The organism is Brevibacterium sp. CSND-B09, from assembly GCF_052906525.1.
Window position 1 is genome coordinate 3081538 of the sequence record NZ_JBREGI010000001.1, and the last position, 20098, is coordinate 3101635.

Annotated in this window: 17 protein-coding genes; 14 read left to right on the plus strand and 3 right to left on the minus strand. The window is 65.9% G+C overall.

Annotated features, from left to right (window positions below; translation table 11 throughout):
* Position 1: 1 nt before the first annotated feature.
* The 8 genes from ACU4IU_RS13785 to ACU4IU_RS13820 all read left to right on the plus strand — a co-directional run bounded on the left by ACU4IU_RS13785 (position 2) and on the right by ACU4IU_RS13820 (position 7280).
* Positions 2 to 928 carry an SURF1 family protein gene (locus ACU4IU_RS13785; RefSeq protein ID WP_446657057.1) on the plus strand — a complete coding sequence of 309 codons (927 nt, stop codon included), beginning with the start codon at positions 2 to 4 and terminating at the stop codon, positions 926 to 928.
* A gap of 2 nt (positions 929 to 930) precedes the next feature.
* The gene (locus tag ACU4IU_RS13790) at positions 931 to 1368 is read left to right on the plus strand and encodes a DUF3817 domain-containing protein (RefSeq protein WP_139468416.1); all 438 of its coding nucleotides are present in this window, start codon (positions 931 to 933) and stop codon (positions 1366 to 1368) included.
* A 170-nt stretch (positions 1369 to 1538) separates the two neighbouring features.
* Complete coding sequence (guaA, locus tag ACU4IU_RS13795; protein ID WP_446657058.1) at positions 1539 to 3122, plus strand: glutamine-hydrolyzing GMP synthase; 1584 nt, start codon at positions 1539 to 1541, stop codon at positions 3120 to 3122.
* Between the two features lie 182 nt (positions 3123 to 3304).
* Positions 3305 to 3961, plus strand: a complete 657-nt coding sequence (locus ACU4IU_RS13800; protein WP_062243406.1) for a biotin transporter BioY — start codon at positions 3305 to 3307, stop codon at positions 3959 to 3961.
* Positions 3958 to 4686, plus strand: a complete 729-nt coding sequence (locus ACU4IU_RS13805; RefSeq protein ID WP_446657059.1) for an energy-coupling factor ABC transporter ATP-binding protein — start codon at positions 3958 to 3960, stop codon at positions 4684 to 4686. The genes ACU4IU_RS13800 and ACU4IU_RS13805 overlap by 4 nt, the downstream gene beginning before the upstream one ends.
* Positions 4683 to 5381: an energy-coupling factor transporter transmembrane component T family protein gene (locus ACU4IU_RS13810; RefSeq protein WP_446657060.1), complete on the plus strand. Its 699-nt coding sequence runs from the start codon at positions 4683 to 4685 to the stop codon at positions 5379 to 5381. Before ACU4IU_RS13805 ends, ACU4IU_RS13810 begins: the two co-directional genes overlap by 4 nt.
* Positions 5382 to 5489: 108 nt before the next feature.
* Entirely contained in the window at positions 5490 to 6440 is a 951-nt protein-coding gene (locus ACU4IU_RS13815; protein ID WP_446657061.1) for a hypothetical protein, read from the plus strand.
* 273 nt (positions 6441 to 6713) lie between these two features.
* Entirely contained in the window at positions 6714 to 7280 is a 567-nt protein-coding gene (locus ACU4IU_RS13820; RefSeq protein ID WP_259357664.1) for a cysteine hydrolase family protein, read from the plus strand.
* A 145-nt stretch (positions 7281 to 7425) separates the two neighbouring features.
* On the opposite strand, the gene ACU4IU_RS13825 is transcribed toward ACU4IU_RS13820, so the two are convergent.
* Positions 7426 to 8607 carry a glycosyltransferase family 4 protein gene (locus tag ACU4IU_RS13825; RefSeq protein ID WP_248283937.1) on the minus strand — a complete coding sequence of 394 codons (1182 nt, stop codon included), beginning with the start codon at positions 8605 to 8607 and terminating at the stop codon, positions 7426 to 7428.
* Positions 8608 to 8856: 249 nt separating this feature from the next.
* On the opposite strand from ACU4IU_RS13825, the gene ACU4IU_RS13830 reads away from it, so the two are divergent.
* The 3 genes from ACU4IU_RS13830 (at position 8857) to ACU4IU_RS13840 (ending at position 13171) form a co-directional block, all read left to right on the plus strand.
* Positions 8857 to 9483: a LemA family protein gene (locus ACU4IU_RS13830; protein ID WP_259357666.1), complete on the plus strand. Its 627-nt coding sequence runs from the start codon at positions 8857 to 8859 to the stop codon at positions 9481 to 9483.
* A complete protein-coding gene (gene truA, locus ACU4IU_RS13835) occupies positions 9480 to 10334 on the plus strand; it encodes a tRNA pseudouridine(38-40) synthase TruA (RefSeq protein WP_139468419.1) in 855 nt (284 codons plus the stop codon). The genes ACU4IU_RS13830 and truA overlap by 4 nt, the downstream gene beginning before the upstream one ends.
* Positions 10335 to 10552: 218 nt before the next feature.
* Positions 10553 to 13171, plus strand: a complete 2619-nt coding sequence (locus ACU4IU_RS13840; protein ID WP_446657062.1) for a bifunctional metallophosphatase/5'-nucleotidase — start codon at positions 10553 to 10555, stop codon at positions 13169 to 13171.
* A gap of 400 nt (positions 13172 to 13571) precedes the next feature.
* Here the strand turns inward: ACU4IU_RS13840 and ACU4IU_RS13845 are convergent, their stop codons facing one another.
* Both ACU4IU_RS13845 and ACU4IU_RS13850 read right to left on the minus strand, forming a co-directional pair.
* Entirely contained in the window at positions 13572 to 15920 is a 2349-nt protein-coding gene (locus ACU4IU_RS13845) for a hypothetical protein (RefSeq protein WP_446657063.1), read from the minus strand.
* The gene (locus ACU4IU_RS13850) at positions 15917 to 18235 is read right to left on the minus strand and encodes a hypothetical protein (RefSeq protein ID WP_446657064.1); all 2319 of its coding nucleotides are present in this window, start codon (positions 18233 to 18235) and stop codon (positions 15917 to 15919) included. Before ACU4IU_RS13850 ends, ACU4IU_RS13845 begins: the two co-directional genes overlap by 4 nt.
* Before the next feature lie 416 nt (positions 18236 to 18651).
* Here ACU4IU_RS13850 and rplM point away from each other — a divergent pair, with 416 nt between their 5' ends.
* From rplM to ACU4IU_RS13865, 3 genes are all read left to right on the plus strand, one after another.
* Complete coding sequence (gene rplM / locus ACU4IU_RS13855; RefSeq protein ID WP_101554123.1) at positions 18652 to 19095, plus strand: 50S ribosomal protein L13; 444 nt, start codon at positions 18652 to 18654, stop codon at positions 19093 to 19095.
* Between the two features lie 32 nt (positions 19096 to 19127).
* The gene (gene rpsI / locus ACU4IU_RS13860; RefSeq protein WP_025779545.1) at positions 19128 to 19637 is read left to right on the plus strand and encodes a 30S ribosomal protein S9; all 510 of its coding nucleotides are present in this window, start codon (positions 19128 to 19130) and stop codon (positions 19635 to 19637) included.
* Positions 19638 to 19899: 262 nt separating this feature from the next.
* On the plus strand, positions 19900 to 20094 hold the full coding sequence (locus tag ACU4IU_RS13865) for a hypothetical protein (RefSeq protein ID WP_446657065.1): 195 nt from the start codon (positions 19900 to 19902) through the stop codon (positions 20092 to 20094).
* The last annotated feature ends 4 nt before the right edge of the window (positions 20095 to 20098 follow it).

Below are 20098 nucleotides of genomic sequence, written 5' to 3' on the forward strand. Positions count from 1 at the left end.
GGTGCTCGTCACCTGCTTCGTCGGACTCTCCGCGTGGCAGGTCGACCGGGCCCAGCACAAGAACGACGTCGCTGCGTCCTCCGGAGTCGATGAGCTCAAGGACTTCAACGACGTCATGGATGCCCAGGCTCCGATGCCCGGCATCCTCGCCGACCAGCGGGTCAGCCTGTCAGGACACTGGATCCCCGATGCTCAGATCGTCGTTCCCGGACGCGTCCAGGACGGCGATACCGGGTATTGGGTCGTAACGATGTTCGCCCCGGACGGCGGTCACCTCGGTGAAGGTGTCGAGGCCGCGAACGCCGACGAGAAGACGATTGCGATCCCCGTCGTCCGCGGTTTCACCACCGACGAGGACACGGCGATGACGTCGGAGGCCATGGACGGTCAGGTCGAGCTGACCGCGCGCATCGGACCTATCGAGGGCCCCGTCGAGGGCAACGATCTGCCCGAGGGGCAGGTGCACACGGTCTCGACCTCGCAGATCATCAACCTGTTCCCCGACCTGCTCACTTACTCCGGATTCCTCATCCCGGAGAAGGCCACAGGCGCCGCCGCCTCGGTGGGCACCGACGGTCTCGCACAGGTTCCGACTACGACGACACGCGACGAGGGCGGATTCGATCTGCAGTCGGCGGTCTACGCTCTCGAATGGATCATCTTCGCGGCCATGGCCCTCTACATGTGGTTCCAGCTGCTGCGCGATGATTACCTCCGGCGCCGCCTCGGCGAGGATTCCCATGATTCGGAGAAGAGCGTCGAGTATGTTGTCGTCAAACCCGCGGGCGACGCGACCATCGACCCCGAGGTGATGTCCGGACTCACCGGACTGCCGGCCCACCGCCACGGAGGCGCCAGGCCCGGCAGGAAACGAAGCAAGAACGCCGATGCCCGAAACACTGACACCCGCACGACCGGAGGAAACTGAGCGTGAGCGAAGAACACGAGTCCTTGGACTCCCGCCCCGACTTCGACGAGAACAACGTGTGGAGCGTCAAACGCTTCACCTCGGCCCGCAATGCGCTGAAGTTCTACCGCGTGATGGCGCTCATCACCGGTACGATGCTGCTCATCCTCACGGTCGAGATGATCTACAAGTACCTCATCGCCGCGGACGCCGAGACGGCCCTGAACTTCGGCGGCTTCAACCTCGCCGCAGCCATCGCGATCTGCCACGGCTGGTGCTACGTGGTCTACCTCATCGGCTGCTTCTGGCTCAACCAGCAGATGCGCTGGACGCTCGGCCGCTACCTCATCCTCGCCCTGGCCGGAGTCGTGCCCGTGATGTCGTTCATCCTCGAGCGCCGCATCCACCGTCAGGTCGACGCCGAGCTCGAAGCCGCCGTCGTCGTCGCCCCCAAGTCCTAAGAGGGACCCCACCTCCGCCGAGGCGGCCCGCCGACCCGCGGTCATCCGCGGCGGCGAAACCGGCCCGGCCCACCCTCGCCGAGGCGGCCCGCCGACACGTGCTCATCCGCCCTGCGAAGGGAGCACGACCCGAATTCGGGCGTCTGGTCGCCGACGCTTAGAATTGGATCATGACGCAATCCCAGAGCACGCAGGTGCCCCCCGTCCTCGTCGCCGATTTCGGCGCCCAGTACGCCCAGCTCATCGCGCGCCGCATCCGCGAAGCCGGCCTGTACTCGGAGATCATCGCCCACGACGCCCCGGCGTCCGAATTCGCCGCGAAGAACCCCGTGGCCATCGTGCTCTCCGGCGGACCCTCGAGCGTCAACGACGCCGGCGCCCCGAGCTTCGACACGTCCGTGTTCGACCTCGGAGTGCCCACGATGGGCATCTGCTACGGCTTCCAGCTCATGTCGACCGCACTCGGCGGGCGCGTGGCCAAGACCGACAAGCGCGAATACGGATCGACCCCGGTCTCCGTGTCCCAGACCGGCTCGCTGCTCGCCGAGACCCCTGAGAACTACAAGGTCTGGATGTCCCACGGGGACTCCGTCGCCGAGGCGCCCGACGGCTTCGACGTCCTCGCCTCCACCCCGGACACCCCCGTCGCGGCCTTCGAATGCGCGGCGAAGAGGTTCGCCGGCGTGCAGTGGCACCCCGAGGTCCTCCACTCGGAGAACGGGCAGAAGATCCTCGAGAACTTCCTGTTCAACGTCGCCGGCCTCGAAGCCGACTGGACGAACGAATCCGTCATCGACGAACAGGTCGAACTCATCCGCGCCCGCGTCGGCAACAAGAAGGTCATCTGCGGCCTGTCCGGCGGAGTCGACTCCTCCGTGGCCGCAGCGCTCGTCCACAAGGCCATCGGCGACCAGCTCACCTGCGTGTTCGTCGATCATGGGCTCCTGCGCCAGGACGAACGCGTCCAGGTCGAGAAGGACTACGTCGATTCGATCGGCGTCCGCCTGGTCACCGTCGACGCGCGTGAGCAGTTCCTCTCCCAGCTCGCCGGGGTCACCGACCCGGAGGAGAAGCGCAAGATCATCGGCCGCGAGTTCATCCGCACCTTCGAAACCGCCGCCGCCGACCTCGTCCTCGAAGCACAGGAAGGTGAAGGCGAGGAGATCGCGTTCCTCGTCCAGGGCACCCTCTACCCCGACGTCGTCGAATCCGGCGGTGGATCGGGCACCGCGAACATCAAGAGCCACCACAACGTCGGCGGCCTGCCCGATGACATCCAGTTCCAGCTCATCGAACCCCTGCGCGCCCTGTTCAAGGACGAGGTCCGCGCCATCGGCCGCGAACTCGGCGTGCCCGAGGTCATCGTCTCCCGCCAGCCGTTCCCCGGCCCCGGACTGGGGATCCGTATCATCGGCGAAGTCACCGAGGAGCGCCTGAACATCCTGCGCAAGGCCGATGCGATCGCCCGCGCAGAGCTGACGAAGGCCGGCCTCGACGGAGAGATCTGGCAGTGCCCGGTCGTGCTCCTGGCCGATGTCCGCTCCGTCGGCGTCCAGGGCGACGGCCGCACCTACGGCCACCCCGTCGTGCTGCGCCCGGTCTCGAGCGAGGACGCGATGACCGCCGACTGGACGCGCATCCCCTACGATGTGCTCTCCGTGATCTCCAACCGCATCACTAACGAGGTCGACGACATCAACCGCGTCGTCCTCGACGTCACCTCGAAGCCTCCGGGCACGATCGAATGGGAGTGATCCTCCGCGACCGTTGAGGGGGCACTGCGCACGTGAACGTGCGGATTCCCTCGCCGAGGCGGCCTCGACCGCGACCCCGAATACCGCTCCTGAACACCGTTCAGTTACAGTGGGAAGGTGCTCGAGGCCGCCTCGGGCGTCCCCGATCCCGGTCGGGGAGGATCACGACCAATGGAGTACTCATGACACCGACCCACAGCACCACCTCGGCGGGAATCACCCGTCCTCGCTCGGCCGGCAGCGATATCGCCCTCGTCGCGGTCTTCGCGGCGATGCTCGCGGCCTTTGCGATGATGCCTCCTGTCCCGGTGGGTCCCCTCGGTGTGCCGATCACTCTGCAGACCTTCGCGATCGCACTGTGCGGGATGGTGCTCGGACCCTGGCGCGGATTCGCAGCCACCCTGCTCTATGTCGTCCTCGGTCTCGTCGGACTCCCGATCTTCTCGGGAATGCGCGGCGGAATCGGCGTCCTCGCAGGTCCGAGCGCAGGCTACATCCTCTCTTTCGCGCTCTACGCTCTCCTCGCCGGGCTCATCGCCCGCTGGGCCGTGCGCCGCTTCAGCGGAATGAAGCTCGGCGTGGTGCTGTTCCTCGGCGGCTTCGGCGGCAGCCTCCTGCTCAACCACCCGCTGGGCATTCTCGGCATGTCGATCAACGGCGATCTGCCGCTCGGCGTGGCTGCGGTCGCGGACCTCGCCTACTGGCCCGGTGACATTGTGAAGAACATCCTGGCCGCCTCGGTGGCGGTGCTCATCCACCGTGCATTCCCCGACGTGCTGCGCCGTCGCGGCATCAGCGTCGAATCGGTGTCGGCCGGGCAGGCACAGGGCGCGAAGTGACTCGTGAGATCCGGTTGAGCGACGTCGGCGTCGGAGTCCTCGACTACGGACCCGACGGCGATGTCGTGCGCCCGATCCTCCAAGAGGTCAATCTCACCCTCACCGAGGATGTCGTCGCCGTCATCGGTGCCAACGGCTCGGGGAAGTCGACCCTGCTGCAGCTGTTCAACGGGCTGGTCACCGCGAACGTCGGAGAGGTCCTCGTCGACGGTTTCGACCCGCGCCGGCAGGCGGCGAAGGTGCGCTCAATGGTCGGCTTCGTCTTCACCGATCCGGCCGCGCAGCTGGTCATGCCGACCCCGATCGAGGACATCGAACTGTCCCTGCGCAAGTCCGTGCCCAAACGCGAACGGCGGGCAGCGGCACTGGCGGTGCTCGACGAGCTCGGCATCGCCGACCTGGCTGAACGCAGCGTCTACGAACTCTCCGGCGGTCAGCGTCAGCTCGTGGCACTGGCCGCGGTGCTTGCGGTGGATCCGCAGATCCTCGTCCTCGACGAGCCGACGACCCTGCTCGACCTGCGCAATAAGGAGCGGCTGCGCGTGCATCTCCAGGAGCTCATGGACAGGCGCGGGGTGCGCATCATCCTCACCACCCATGACCTCGAGTTCGCGCAGACCGCCCAGCGCGCGATCGTCGTCGACGACGGTCGGATCGTGGCCGATGCCGCCCCCGCCGAGGCGGTCGCCGCCTACCGGAATCTCATCATGAGCGATACGCCATGAGTGGGAAACGTCCTGTCGGGGCCGGTCATACCGGCGTTGGTGCAGGTGACACCGGAACGACGTGGCGGAAGCACGCCGGCATCAAGGCCCGACCGCAGCTCTTCGGGAAGGTGGCGCATCCTCGGGGATGGCTGCATGCAGTGCCGACGGGAGTGACGCTGGCGGTGATCGCCGTGATCGGCATCGTTGCGCTCATCTTCCGTGATGCGGCGATCAACTGGTCGATGTTCGCTGTCCTCGTGGTCCTCGGCTTTACCGCCCGGCTGCGGGTGAAGCACTTCCTGCGCACATGGATCTATGTGGCGGTGCTCGTGGCGATCGTCATGGGGCTGCAGTACTTCTTCGGGTCCATGGAGTCGGGGCTGGCTGTCGGCGGGACCGTGTTCGCCTGTGTGCAGGCGGCCCTGATCCTCACCCTGACGACGTCGGTGGCGCAGCTGCTCGACACGTTCACGGTGCTGGTCTCGCCCTTGCGGTTCTTCGGCGCAAACACCGAGGCGATCGCACTGACAGCGAGCCTCATGGTCAGGGCGATCTCCCATATCTCCGGTCTGCTCGGCGAAGCCGAACGCGCAGCCCGGGCCAGGGGATTGGACTCGAGCATCAGGGCCCGAGTGGTGCCGGCGATCCTGCGGTCGGTGAAATACGCGCAGGACACCGGTCGGGCCCTCGACGCTCGCGGCATCGTCGACTGAACCGCCCCCGTCGGTCGTGTCAGGACCGCCCCATAGAGTGTTCGGCACATCATCGGATGAGAGCAATGCTGCTCGAAGAGAGCAGCGTTGCCGGATGAGAGCGGAGGTATGTCGAGCCCAAACCTGCGGTCACCTGCACTGGAGAGGTTCTACCTCGCCGCTGTCCCGAACCCGATCGCGTTCATCGACGAGTCGATGAGGCAGCCGACAGGCGCGGCGGAGGGCACCTTCTCTCGAACGCGGTTGGGTCCGGCGGAGGTCTCGTTATATCAGATGGCCGCGGTCATCTTCTCTCATGCGCGCTTGGATTCCATTCGCGAGCGATTGGTGGACGTGGCCGACGGAACCTACTGGCATACGAACAAGAAGTTCCGCGGAAGCGACTTCGACCGCGGTGACATCGTCGAGATGGTCGAGACGATCACCGAGGAATCGGTGTGGAATGTCATTGCTGTGAAGATGCCGTTGGCGGGCAGTTCTCAGGGCGACATTGCGAGGGCCAGGGCGCTGTGTCTCGGCCGGCTCGTCCGTAACCTCACGAGCGGTACCGGAGAGGGGGCTGTTCGGGGGATCGTCGCTGACAACAATAGGGATCAGAGACTCAACCGGGCAGATGAGCGGGTGGTCGATAGTTTGCGGAGGACGGGCGCGATTCACCCTGGTGTCGCCTTCACTCACGGCGGAATGGCGTTCGAACCGTTGTTGTGGTCAGCAGACGCGATCTCATGGGCGATGCAACGTGACATCGCGCGCGATGATGTCAGATTCATCGAGCCGGTTCTGCAGGAAGGCAAGTTGACGGTCATCAATGCTGTCGACGGAAAGCTCTTGAATATGAAGCACCCCCTGGGTGCTTCCGCATTCGCCAGGGGGCCGTCTTCCCAAAGGCCGGGATTATCCGGTAGCCCGGGGCATGACGTTGCTTCATCATCCAGGATACCAGCGCGTTATGCGGTCGACAACGGCGCGTTGTTTGCTCCCGGCCAGTCGGTGGGCCATGATCTTCTGCGCCAGATCCGCGCCTTGGGCGAAGCGGCTCGACGGAAGGCAGGCGGTTGAAACGATAGGTCCGTGAATATGAAGCACCCCCTGGGTGCTTCCGCATTCGCCAGGGGGCCGTCTTCCCAAAGGCCGGGATTATCCGGTAGCCCGGGGCATGACGTTGCTTCCTCTTCATCATATCGATGCCGCCTTCGGCGGACAACGGCACTCCACTGCTAGCCGTCGCTCCGGTCTCAGTCGGCATTGAGCCTCGACTCAGCGGACCAACTGGAGTCAGGAGTAACCTCGGCGGAAGAGGGAATCAGCCCCACTCGAACCGAAGGAGACATGATGACCGGAACCGACAGCACCGTTCTCTTGGCCATGGATTTTCAGAACGGCATCGCAGGTGACGACGCCTTCGCCTCGACCGGTGTGCTCGAACGCGCACGTGACGCCGTCGCCGCGGCTCGCAGCCACGACATCCCCGTCGTCTGGGTGCGAGTGGCGCTGCGCGAGGGGCATCCGGAACTGTCGGCAACGGCATCGTTCGCGCAGATCGCCGCTCACGGCGACCTTGACGAGACCCATGCCTCGACGAGCATCCACGACACCCTTGACCGGCATCAGGGCGAGCCGATCGTGACCAAGCGTCGCATCAGCGCCTTCACCGGCAGCGATCTCGAGGTGCTGCTGCGCGGCTACGGGGCATCGTCTCTCGTGCTCGCCGGAGTTGCCACGAGCGGTGTCGTGCTCTCGACGGTGCGCCAGGCCGCCGATCTCGACTTCGAGCTCACTGTGCTCTCCGACGCCTGCGCCGACCGCGACCCCGAGGTCCACGCGGTGCTCACCGAGAAGATGTTCCCCAAGCAGGCGACAGTGACGACTGTCCAGGACTGGACTGCTGGCCTCGGCTGAGCTCGGCAGCTGAAGGCTCGCGCGCGCCGACCGCTCACCTCGGCGCCCAGCGCTCACCGTATACGGAAATTGTCAACCTGTTTGATACAGCGGCGGTAACTTGAGCGGTCGGCGAAAGGGCCGGAAGCTGAACTGCGCGATCGCCTCAGTAGGGCAGTGGATTCTCCAGTCCGGAGTTGACCATCGAGCTGAATCCGCGGCCGAGCACCTGCGGGGCTGGATTCTCGATCGCCCGCGAATAGTGGCCGACGAGCTGTGAGCACACGCTCTTCCAACTCCTGGCCTGCACCTGCTCACGACCGGCGACCCCGAAGGCCCGCCGTTTCGCCTCGTCGCCGAGGAGGTCCGCCGCATGCGCTCGCATGGCACCGAGATCCTTCGGGGTGTAGAGCCACCCGGTGCGCGAGGAGTCGACGAGGTCGAGTGGGCCGCCTCGGGCGGGAGCGATGACCGGCACCTCGGAGGCCATGGCCTCCTGAATCGTCTGGCAGAAGGTCTCGAGCTCACCCGGGGCGACCATGAGGTCGAAGCTCGCCACAGCTTGGGCCAGGGCATCCCCGCCGAGGAACCCGGTGAAATGAGCCTCCGGCAGCAACCGCTGCAGACGCGTCCGCCAGGGACCGTCACCGACGATGACGACCTTCGCCCCGGGCAGATCGGTGAGCGCGGCAAGGTCTTCGACCTGCTTCTCCGCAGCCAGCCTGCCGACGAAGCCGATGATCTTCTCACCATTCGGGGCAACGCTTCGACGCCAGGCCTCGGACCGGTGACCCGGGTCGAAACGGGAGGAATCGACCCCACGGGCCCACAGTGCCACCTCGGCGACACCGAGGCCTTGCAGCTGATCGATCGTGTACGACGATGGGGCCAGCGTCAGAGAGGAATGCTGGTGGATGTTGCGGACGTGGTTCCAGAGCATGGCCTCGATGCCGTGCATTCCGTACCGGGCGGCATAGGCGGGAACCTCGGTCTGGTAGATCGCCACAGTCGGCAGATTCAGTGCCTGGGCGGCGAGGACCCCGCGCCATCCGAGGACGAACGGGCTGGCCAGATGGACGACGTCCGGGGCGAACCGCTGCAGCAGTCGGCGGATGCGGGTGACGCCGCCGGGAGCCACGCGGATGCGCCGATACTTCGGCAAGGCGATCGAGGGAACCCGGACGATGCGGGCGCCGGCGACCTCCTTCGGACCGTCCCTGCGTGTGCCCGGAGCGATGACGAGGACTTCGTCGCCGCGGTCGGCCAGATGGTCGAGGACCCGCAGGAGTGAGTGGGTGACCCCATTCATATTGGGGAGGAAGGATTCTGCAATGATCGCTACTCTCACGACTTCCAGCTAAGGCCCGCCGAGTGACGAACGCATGACCCGAAGGCGACAGGTCGGCGACATCTGGCCGAAATCGGTCCGCACTCTCTGCGGTGACTGCAGAATGCCGGGCCGGTGTCCGGGCGCGGTCCTTCTCGGTGACTCTTCTCAGTAGCCTCGGTGTCCGGATGATGACCTGTTCGCGACGAGTCTGAGCCCCGCGTAAACTGAGGTGTCGGAAATGCTCGTGCAGCACATGGAACGAGGGGAATGGCCGTGGTCTGGTTCATCGTCGGCGGTTGCGTACTCGCCGCTCTCATCGTCCTCTTCGTCATCCTCACCGTCCTGCGCTTCAACCAGCTGTCCATGGCCCGGTCGCTGTGCGATGAAGCCAAGCGCCAGCTCATCGGCGAGATTCGCGCCCGCCACGCTCTCGTGCCGGCCTATATCGGCACCCTCCAGCAGATCGCCGGACAGGACCTGTCCCGGCTGGAACTCGCGCTCGCCTCTGCCGAACGCGCCCCCTTCGACCACCGCGGCGCTGCAGCCGAAAACGCCCTGACCGACGCCGTCGATGACGCCGCACTCATCCCCGCGGCGCTGACGGAGAGGTCCCTGAACTCGGACTCTGCCCGTCCCCAGCGGGCTGCGGTCAATGAGGAGATCGACACGACGATCCAGCTTCTGCACGGTCAGCTGCAGGTGCTCACCGAACGGATCCTCGCCGGCGCGCGTTTCTACAACACGAACGTCGAGCGCTATCACCGGCAGCGGGCGCGACTGGTCTCCCGCCTCTTCGGAGGGGTCTTCAAGCCCCGCGCCCCATTCACCGAAGCGATCGATGACGATGGCGGACCCGGAACGGCGGGCCCCGCCTCGGCGAGGACGACCCGATGACCCGCTTCCGCCTCGACCTGGGCTATCGCGGCACGGATTTCCATGGCTGGGCCAAGCAGCCGGGGCTGCGCACGGTCCAGGCCGCCATCGAATCCGGACTGGAGAGGATCACCGGCACCGAGGTGGCCACCGTCGTCGCCGGCCGCACCGACTCCGGCGTCCACGCTCGCCGTCAGGTCGTGCATATCGATCTGGGCGATGAGGCGATCGGCAAGCTCATCGGCCAGTCGAATCGATCCGCCGAGGCGGCCCTCCTGTCACGTCTGCGCGGAGTCCTCATCGCCGGTGAGTTCCACGACATCGTCGTCCACGCGGTGGCCGAGGTGCCAGAGGACTTCGACGCCAGGTTCTCTGCGCTGTGGCGGTCGTATCAGTACCGGTTGGCCGATCATCGGTCATTCATCGACCCGCTGCTGACGCAGGTGACGCCGCGGCACAAGGGCGAACTCGATGCCGAAGCCATGGCCGAGGCCGCGAGCGAGGTCCAAGGGCTCCACGACTTCCTGCCGTTCTGCAAACCCCGGGAGGGCGCGACGACGATCCGCACCCTCCACGAACTGCGAGTCTCGCGCGATCAGGATGCTGTGATCACCATTGATCTGCGCGCCGACGCCTTCTGCCATCACATGGTCCGTGCACTCGTCGGCGGACTGATCAAGGTCGGATCCGGCAATTGGGCGGTGACCCGCCCGGCCGAACTCATCGCCGAGGCGGACGCCGGGCTGACTCCGGATGTGCCCATGTTCGTCACGCCTGCCGAAGGACTCGTCCTCACCGAGGTCGGCTATCCGGCACCCGAGGACTACGCGGCTCGCAACGCCCAGACGATGGCCCGCCGCGACCAGGAATAGGCCGACGGTTCGTCGGGTCGTCGGCAGAAGCATCAAGCCGCCTTTTATCGCGCGAGTCGCGATCATGTGAGAATTCCTCTTTCCAGTTGTGAGAATCCTGTGTAGATTCACACTTAAGTAACTTTCAGTTCGCATTGGCACTGCAGGATGGAATCCGTCTTCAATCCCACCGGCACGGTTGATGTGCGCCTCACTGAACGATCGAAGGAACCGAATACATGTCGAAACTTGTGACCAAAGTGCTGGCCACGGGCGCCGCGGTGTCAATGCTGACTCTGCCCGGCCTCGCGCCTGCCATCGGGGCACCCTCTCTGGGCAACGGAAACTCCACCGACGACAGCGCCACGGCACCGAGTGAAGCGGCTCCCGCGGACCCCGACGAGTCGTCGAACGATTCGACCGACGGCAAGTCCGCGCCGTCGGACAACGCCGGCGACGAGCAGGATTCCGGCAGCGATGCGCAGTCGGCGCCCGAGGGCACCAAAGTTCAGCTGCTCAATATCACCGACTTCCACGGACGCATCTCCGAGGCAGGCACTCAGGTCGCCTCGGTCGTCGAGGAGGAACGAGCGAAGTTCGGCACCGGCGGCGACAATATGGGCACTGCTCTGCTCTCGACCGGTGACAACATCGGTGCCTCGACCTACACCTCCTCATCGCAGAACGACACCCCCACGCTCGATGTCCTCAACGCCATGGGCGTCGAGGCCTCTGCTGTCGGCAACCACGAATTCGACAAAGGCATCGATGACCTCACGGGAAGAGTGAGCGACGAAGCCGACTTCCCGTACTCGGCGGCCAACGTCTACGACAAGGGAACTCAGAACGTCGTCGACGGCCTCGACGAGTACTCCATCGTCGACGTGTCGGGAGTCAAGATCGCCGTCATCGGCGTTGTCACCAAGGACACCGCCTCACTCGTCTCACCGGACGGCATCGCCGACCTCGACTTCGGTGACCCCACGGACGCAGTCAACCGCGTCGCCGACGATCTCGAGAACCTGCCCGAGGACGAACGACCGGATATGACGGTCGTCGAGGCCCACCTCGGCGCGTCGTCGACCGAGAGCCTGGAAGACGCGAAGGCGTCGAACGCGGAGTTCAAGAAGCTCGTCACCGAGGCCGACGCCTCGGTCGACGCCATGTTCACCGGCCACACCCATATGCCGTATGCCTTCGAAGCACCGGTGCCCGGAGAACCCGATCGCACCCGTCCCGTCATCGAGGCCGGCAGCTACGGCGAATACGTCGGGCAAGTGACCATGAGACTCGACGGCAACAGCGACTGGCAGGCCAGCGGCATCGATCTCATCGAGACCGAGGGCAAGAGCTATGACTCCGAGGTCGTCGACAAGGTCGCAGGCATCGTCAGCGACGCAGAGGAGAAGGCCAAGGAGCTCGGCTCGGAGGTCACCGGCACGATCAGCGAGGACATCACCCGAGCGAAGAAGGACGGCGAGGAGGACCGCGGTGCCGAGTCCACGCTCGGCAACCTCGTCGCCGATGCGCTCAAGGAAGGCGTCGAAGAGACCCAGCTGGAAGAAGCCGACTTCGGCATCACGAACCCCGGCGGTCTGCGCACCGATCTGCTCTGCGATGACATCTACAACTCCGAGGAGAAATGCGAAGTCACCGTTGCCGAGCTCAACAGCGTGCTTCCCTTCGCCAACGACCATGGTGTCGTGACGATGAAGGGTTCGGACGTCATCGGCCTCTTCGAAGAGCAGTGGCAGCCCGACGGTGCCTCCCGGTCGTTCCTCCACCTGGGCATCTCCGATGACCTCGACGTCGTCTATGACACTGATGCCGACAAGGGCGAGCACGTGAAATCCGTCAAGGTCGATGGCAAGGACATCGATCCGAACAAGGACTACCGGGTTGCGACGCTGAGCTTCCTCGCCACCGGTGGTGACAACTTCTCCTCCTTCGCCAAGGGTGATTTCGAACAGTCGGGACTCACCGACTTCGAGACCTGGGAGAACTACTTCAACAAGCACCAGGCCGAAGACAAAGACGTTACCCCGGATAAGAACGAGCGTCAGGCAGACGCAGCCAAGGACGTCATCGACAAGGGTGATCTGAGCGCCGAGCTGACCGGGCCGAAGGCCATCAAGCCCGGTGAGAGCGCTGAGTTCGCGCTCAAGACGAACGCGAAGTCCGAGGTTGCGGGTCCCATCGACGTCACCGTCGACCTGCCGGAGGGCTATACCGCCGAGGCGGCCGCGCAGTCCGAGTCCCGGTCTGCTTCCAGCAGCGCCACCAAGGGCAGGGCCCCCGAGGTCAGCGCCGAGGCGGCCAAGACGATCACCCTCGATTCGATCCCGGCAGGTGCGTCCGAGACTCCTGTGACGGTGACCGCGCCGAAGGACGCCTCCGGTGAGGTGACCGTCAAGGCCAGCGTGCAGGCGAATTCCGATGGTCCATGGTGGGATGACAACCCGCTGCCGCTGGCGCATGAGTTCGAAGCCACCGCGGCAGTCGGTGACGATGCGAATGCCTCGGCCGGCGATGACGGTTCGGCCGACGGCGGCAATGCCGATGGTGGTTCCGCCGATGGCGGCGCCGCTGACGGAGGAGACAGCGCGGCCGGCGGCAATGCCGATGGCGGAGACAGCGCGGCCGGTGGGTCGGACGGTTCGTCGAACGCCGGCAGTGGAGCCGACGGTGGTTCGGCCGATGGCTCCGGGGCCGATGCAAACGGTTCGAAGGACGGCGGCGACCTGCCGCGCACCGGCTTCGAGACCGTCAACATCGTCGCCGCGGCACTGGCACTCATCGTTGCCGGCGGTACAGCGGTCACGATCGTCCGCCGCCGCAAGCTCAGCCTCCAGAACTGAGCCAGTCTGTTCAGAAGCACCTGACACTCAGGCGAGATCATCGCCGAGACGGGCGGGGCCGGAGAGTACTTCTCTCCGGCCCCGCCGTCGTTTCCAGACACTGTCCGTACGAACAACCCCTCACCGCTTGCTCCATATCCACCACGCAGTTGCACAGTGCACCGGTGCACGAGTGCGAATTGCTGCTGCGTGGGTGTTTTGCGAGGAAGCGGCGGGGACGCCACTGACGGTGAGGGATGCCTCGGCGAAGGTCGTTCTCTGCGCGGCACCATGCGCCGTCAGTGTCGTCTCCTACAGGTAGCCGCATTGCGCACCGGTGCAAAGGTGCCTTTTGTCGCCACGGAGGTGTTCTGCGGCGAGCGGTGGATGTTGAGACTACCGGTGCGTGATGCCCGCAGTGTCAGGGGCGTGACGATGAATCGGAGCCGTCGGCGTCGGCCTCGGCACCGGAGTCGTCGCCGTCGGCGTCGGCGCCGTCCTCGGCACCGGAGTCGGCAGGGGCCGCGTCAGCATCGTCGGCACCGTCGCCGGAGGGCGTCGCCGCTGGGACCGGCGGGCGACCGGCGCGGAAGGTCTCGAGGTGAGTGAGCACCGGGACGAGGAAGAGGATGCCGACGGCCGGCACGACGATGCCCGAGTCGTTAATGAGAGTGCCGACTCCCAGCAGGATCGCGAGGCTGATCATCGTCGCCCTCAGCAGTGGGATCCGGCGGTAGGTGTCCTGGAGTCCGTGCAGTCGGAAGCGCGCTGGATCGAGCGCCATCCAGAACACGCCGATGATGACCAGCGGCAGCACCAGAGTCATCCACGACTGGGTGAGGATGTCGATGTTCATCCCGATCTTTCGAGCCAGAACGCTGACCGCCTGACCGCTGATGATCGAGTCGAAGAACCGTCCGAAGTGCGTGCGCTGATCGGCCGGGCGCAGCCAGTCGAGGAACAGCACGGTGAGCATGACGAACCCGGCGATGCCCACCGTCAGTCCCAGCCGTTTGAGCGAGAACCGGATGCTCGCCGCGGACAGAACGAGGTAGGCGACTCCGATGATGAGGGTCGGTACGGACCCGAACTTCGTGCCCAGACCTGGTGCTGCGAGGATGACGCAGGAGGCGAGCACGGGAACGGTGACGATGAGGACCCGATGCAGCGGCTTGGTCACCAGTGACGCGAACCCTGCGACCGCCAACAGCAGCGCACAGCAGTACAGCGCCAGCGCCGAGTTCCCGATCCCGTAGAACCGGGAGGCGATGAGCAGGGGCTCACCCAAGAGCGTCGACATCTGCAGCTGGGATCCGGTGACGACGTCGTAGGCGAGCACGGCGACGGTCACGGTGGACACGAAGAGCACCGGCCCGAACTTGTGCCGCCGCCAGGGGCCGAGGAGCGCCAGCACCCCGAGCAGCAGCGCCCACCCGGCCAGGGCTCCGAGCATCGCGATGTCCGGATTCGTCGCCCGCTCCCACGGCACGGTATTGACCAGATACGTCGAGATCGGCATCGCCGCGAATACGACACCGAGGCGGTACGCCCCGGAATGGACGAGCTCCCGGTGGTTCTTCCGCATGAACCACGCCAAGGCCAACAGTCCGATCATGAGCACGGCGACCACGGGGAAGAACCACGTCGACAGATCGTTCTGCGTCTTCACCGCCACCTGACGATCGAGGACCGCCTGATAGCGCGAATGCCAATCGGACCCATGCGCCCCCGAGGTCATCGGCGCCCCGGCCGCATTGTCCATCTCCTCGGCACCGGACAGTGCCACGAGCGTCGGTGCCAGGTCGGGCACCTGCACCAGTCCCGGCTGCCGCGTCGACGAGGAGGTGAGCAGTCCAGCCTGCTCGCCCGGGGCGATCATCATCGTCGCCTGCATCGACGAACCTTCATGCGTGCCGTCGGCGATCGATGAGAACACCACGGGAACGCGTCCTTCGCCGAGGCGGTTCGGCTGATCCGCGCTCATCCATCCCGTCGATTCGAGGATGTCCCCGACCTGAGCGTCGAGGCTCTTCAGCGAGTAGCCGTCGGCGGCGGTATTGCCGAGATCGACGAGCGTAAGCTCGCCGTCTGCGGTCGATTTCGCGACGTCCGCTCCAAGGTCGGGTCCGACGGGCGACCAGTTCTCGACGCGGCCGGTTGGGGTGGCCGCGGCGATGGCGGCACCGTTGCCGAAGGCGCGGATATCGGGCACTGCCTCGGCCAGGGCCCCGAGGGAGGCATCGTAGTTGTCGCCGCGGGCCACCTGCGCGTACACGTCCCAATCGGCGACCCAGCCGTCGAGCGGAGATGCCGGTTCGCGGCACTGATCGCGGGGTTCGTCGGCGGCCCGCCGCCCTGATCCGAGTCCCAGCCAGCCGTCGACCGGGCAGCTCGTCGAGCGCACGCTGCGCGGTGTGATCGTCCCGATCTGCCCGCCCTTCATCATCACCCACAGGTGCGGTGTGGTGCGCGGATCGAGATCCTCGAAGCTGAAACCGGAGACGCTGATCGACACGACCCCGGGATTCGCCGAGGCGGTCCCGCCGTCGCCGTCGTCCGAGGCCGGAGCCGTGCCCCCGTTCCCGCCCGCCGCCTGGGCGTCGGCTCGAGCCGACGCACCCGCGGCCGCATTCGCGCCCGTGGCAGCATCCGCGTTCGAGCCCGCGCCCGGGAGCGCCTGCCCGGCTTGAGACAGGCCAAGGACGAACAGGGCGATGGCCAGGATCCCGAGCAGAACCCGAGCGGCGGGGGAGGTCACGGGGGCTCTCATCGGTGAGCCTCCTCGGCGTGCTCAGCACTGAGCGCCAGCAGGAAGGGCAGCAGAACCATGGCTCCGGTCGAGGGCACGGCGACCCCGGAATCGGTGAGCACGAGCCCGACGCCGAGCCCGGTGGCGGCGGCCAGGAATCCGTAGTGCAGGTCTGAATCGGTGAAGAGCTGGGGGAGGCGTCCGCGCCATTTGTTGACCAGGCGCCCGGTCCGGCTGCCGGCGTGGACGCGGGGGAAGTGGAGGAGGTAGCGGAGGAAGATGAGGATCGCGATGGCCGCAAGCGGGGTGACGATGGCCAGGGCCGGGTTGACCTGGATGATGTGGAGGTTCGCGCCGAGCTTGCGGCCGACGACCTGCAGGGCCTCACCGGTGACGATCTGGTCGAAGAATGTGCCGAAATGTGAGCGTGCCCCGGCCGGGCGCAGCCAGTCGAGGAAGGCGATGCCGATGAGCACGGCCAGCGAAGACAGACCGATGAGGGCGAGGCGCAGCAGAGTCAGTCGGATCTTCGACAGCAGTGCCAGCAGGACCATGAGACCGGCGAGGATGGCGATCGTGCCGCCGAACTTCGCACCCCAGGAGGGGTTGCCGGAGACGAACACGGCGGCCAGCCCGACGACGACCGGCACGATGATCACGGCTTTTCGGTGGCCGCGCGTCCGCAGCCAGGACACCACAAGCCCTAAGAAGATGAAGAGGCTGACGATGAAGATCGCCGCACCCTGATTGCCGAGTCCGTAGTAGCGGCCGCCGACGATCGGGTTGTACCCGAGCAGCGAGTTCGCCTGCAGATGGGACCCGGTGGCCAAGTCGGCGGCGAGGATGAGCAGGTTCGCCCCGGCCAGGGCGCCGACCCGTCCTCGCCAGGTCCGACCCCATGGCGGGATGAGGGCGAGGACGAACAGAACGGCGGCCGTGCCGATGACCGAGAGGAACAGGCCGAGCCCGGGATCGGCCATCCTCGACCAGGGGAGGAGCCCGGCGAGGAACGCTCCCATCGGCAGGGACGCGACGCCCAGGGACACCCACCCGAGGAAGCGGTGGACGTGGGACGCTCGGGTGGCACCGCCTCGGCGGCCGAGGATGGAGCGGTTGAGCAGGACCGCGCACGCGATGAAGAGGATGTAGAAGATGACGTCGAGGGTGATGGAGAACGTCGAGAGATTCTGATGGATCGTCGTCGACTTCTGCGCCTCGGCGACGAGATCGTCGATGCGCTGCTGCGGATCATCATCGGTCGGGGTGGAGTCGAAGCCGATGGCGCGCGGGGAATCGACTTCGAGGACATCGAGGATGCCCGGCGCCAGATCGGTGATCTGCAGCAGCCCCGGGGTGCGGGTCGTCGCCGAGGACAGGGACCCGGGTTCGAAGCCGGGCCCGGACGCGATGAACGCGCGCAGCTGCGGCAGACCGGAACTGTCACCGAGGCCGGCGACGATTATCGTCGGATCCGCGGCCCCGTCCTTCGCGTTCTCCCGCACCTCCTGCAGGCGCACGCCGAGGCGGCGGTCGGCTTCGGCGACGCGGGTCTCCCGGTCGTAGTTCGGCGGAACGGTATAGGAGTAGTTCGGGATCGGGTCGAACAGCCAGGAGCGGATGCCGATCGCGCCGAGGTCGACGACGTCGAGGCGGCAGTCCGTGGCCAACGCATCGTCCGTGAAATTCGTCACCACCCCGTCTTCGTCCGCGGCGGCATATGCTGCGCCGGGGCCTTCGGCTGCGACGCAGGGTTCGAGCAGGGAGTCCGCATCGGTTGCGTCGGTGCCGGCGAGCACGGCGCTGCCGGCTTCTGTGACGGCGCGCGCGAGCATGCCGTAGTCGACGGAGTAGCCGGAGCCGATATTGGGTTCCTTGACCGCATCGAAACCTTCGATCCGAGCCGTCGTCGTTCCGGCCGCGGAATCGTCGCCATGAGCTTCATCACTGTTCGTCGCCCCCTTCGCCGAGGTGGCCCCGTCCTCGGCATCCGCGGAACCGTCCGTGGTGGGGGCGATCATGGTCGGGCAGCGGGCCGAGTCATCGGGGTCGGCATCCTCGGCGATGGGGGAGGGGCCGGCCTGCGCGCGGGCGCCCGCGCCGAAGGACAGCCAGCCGGAGGCGGGGCAGGTGGCCGAGCCGATCGTGCGCACGTTGAGGTTCGCTGCCGCGCCCTCGGAGAGCAGATGAAAGAGGTTCGGAGTGCGCTCGGGGTCGATATCATCGATGGTCAGGCCCGGAATGCCGAAGACGACCGTCTGCCCGGCCGGGGGCCTGCCGGTGTCAGTGGACTGCGCGGAGGACGCATTCGCGTTGGCCGAACCGTCGGTCGGTGCCATGCTGTCCGTTGATGCCGAGCCGTCGGTTGATGCCGATGCGGAGGAGGGGCCGAGTCCGAGGCCTGCTGTCAGGAGCCCGACCAGGAGACCCAGCATCAGGATTCTCAATGCGGGAAGTCGGAAGGGCAGGCTGGAGTGAGTCGGCACAGATCAATACTATCGGCTCGGGTTTCAGCTGGCCCTGAGACCGCTCTGGGCGTTTGCTCCCCGGGCCTGAGGGCATGTATATTTGATTGTCGTTGTGTGTGCTTGTCGCACTCCCTTACATAGCCTCATGCGTTGCAGGCCCGTAGGTGAGGGGAATGCGTCGATAGGTTCACCCGATTGAAGACAACCAGCGCTTGAGACCCATTGGACTCACGACCCGATGAGGATCCGGCGCTGCACTGAACACAGATACGAAAAGAAGGCTACTTTTGCGTACGTATACAGCTAAGCCCGGTGACGTTGAGCACCAGTGGCACGTCATCGACGCCACTGACCAGGTGCTCGGTCGCCTTGCTTCGCAGGTTGCACGCCTCCTGCGCGGCAAGCACAAGACCACGTTCACTCCGAACACCGACACCGGTGACTTCGTCATCATCATCAACGCCGACAAGGTCGCGCTGACAGGTGCGAAGCTCGAGAAGAAGCGCGCTTACCGCCACTCCGGATACCCCGGCGGCCTCAAGAGCGTGAACTACGCCGAGCTCCTCGCCACCCACCCCGAGCGTGCAGTCGAAAAGGCTGTCGCCGGTATGGTCCCGAAGACTCGTCTCGGACGTGCCCAGATGCAGAAGCTGAAGGTCTATGCAGGTGCCGAGCACCCGCACGCCGCTCAGAATCCGCAGCCGTACGAACTCAGCCAGGTCGCGCAGTAAGCGCCTGAGCTCTAGACATACCGAGGAGAACCGTGGCTGATACCACCAACGCGACAGAAACTGTCGAAGAAGAGATCACCGAATACACTTCCGAGACTCCCGCATCCGCTGGCCTGGGCGAAAGCACCGCCGGTGGACGTGGACAGTCCCTGACCGCCCCCGGCAACGGAGTCGGCCGCCGCAAGCAGGCAATTGCTCGTGTGCGCCTCGTCCCCGGCACCGGTGAGTGGACCATCAACGGACGTACTCTCGAGGAGTACTTCCCGAACAAGCTGCACCAGCAGCTCGTCAACGAGCCCTTCACCCTGCTGGACCTGGGCGGACGTTTCGACGTCATCGTCCGGATCTCCGGTGGTGGACCCTCCGGCCAGGCCGGCGCCGTCCGCCTGGGCGTGGCTCGTTCGCTCAACCAGATCGATGCGGAGTCCAACCGTGCCGAGCTGAAGAAGGCCGGATACCTCAGCCGCGATGCTCGCGTTCCTGAGCGCAAGAAGGCCGGTCTCAAGAAGGCCCGTAAGGCACCTCAGTTCTCGAAGCGCTGATCTCGCTGGCGAACCGACTGCGGCTGGTCTGCCACTGAGTCGCAGTCATCGACAGTTCAGCATCATGAACATGAGAATGCGGTCCCGAACCAGGTTCGGGGCCGCATTTCTCATATCCGGACTCATCTCACACGGTCACTGACGTGGCCGGCGTTGCGCGCGACCGCGGCTGCGGTCGGGTGTGCCGCCTCGGCGCATAGTCCGTCGTTCAAGCCTGAGCGCGAATATCGCATTGTGCACCGCACGATAAGCGCGCTCCGCCTTGAACGAACTGATCACCTTCCGCTCGTTCCCGTCGTTCAAGGCGACGCACATCTTTCGAGCTGTGCACCGCGCGATAAGTGCGCTCGGCCTTGAACGGACACTCGCGACGCCGCAACCACAGGAGCCACGGCTGCGGGTGAGCCGCCTCGGCGAGGACGCCGACATCACGAGCGACACACAGCGGATCGACTAAGATC

Bases quoted from the DNA above. Each gene is read 5' to 3' on its own strand.
- truA (WP_139468419.1), top strand. From the start codon at position 9,480: ATGACCCGCTTCCGCCTCGACCTGGGCTATCGCGGCACGGATTTCCAT.
- ACU4IU_RS13810 (WP_446657060.1), top strand. From the start codon at position 4,683: ATGAGTGGGAAACGTCCTGTCGGGGCCGGTCATACCGGCGTTGGTGCA.
- ACU4IU_RS13850 (WP_446657064.1), bottom strand. From the start codon at position 18,235: ATGGCACCGACCGACGGTTCGGCCAACGCGAATGCGTCCTCCGCGCAG.
- guaA (WP_446657058.1), top strand. From the start codon at position 1,539: ATGACGCAATCCCAGAGCACGCAGGTGCCCCCCGTCCTCGTCGCCGAT.
- ACU4IU_RS13820 (WP_259357664.1), top strand. From the start codon at position 6,714: ATGACCGGAACCGACAGCACCGTTCTCTTGGCCATGGATTTTCAGAAC.
- ACU4IU_RS13815 (WP_446657061.1), top strand. From the start codon at position 5,490: ATGTCGAGCCCAAACCTGCGGTCACCTGCACTGGAGAGGTTCTACCTC.
- ACU4IU_RS13840 (WP_446657062.1), top strand. From the start codon at position 10,553: ATGTCGAAACTTGTGACCAAAGTGCTGGCCACGGGCGCCGCGGTGTCA.
- ACU4IU_RS13845 (WP_446657063.1), bottom strand. From the start codon at position 15,920: ATGAGAGCCCCCGTGACCTCCCCCGCCGCTCGGGTTCTGCTCGGGATC.
- ACU4IU_RS13830 (WP_259357666.1), top strand. From the start codon at position 8,857: ATGGCCGTGGTCTGGTTCATCGTCGGCGGTTGCGTACTCGCCGCTCTC.
- ACU4IU_RS13800 (WP_062243406.1), top strand. From the start codon at position 3,305: ATGACACCGACCCACAGCACCACCTCGGCGGGAATCACCCGTCCTCGC.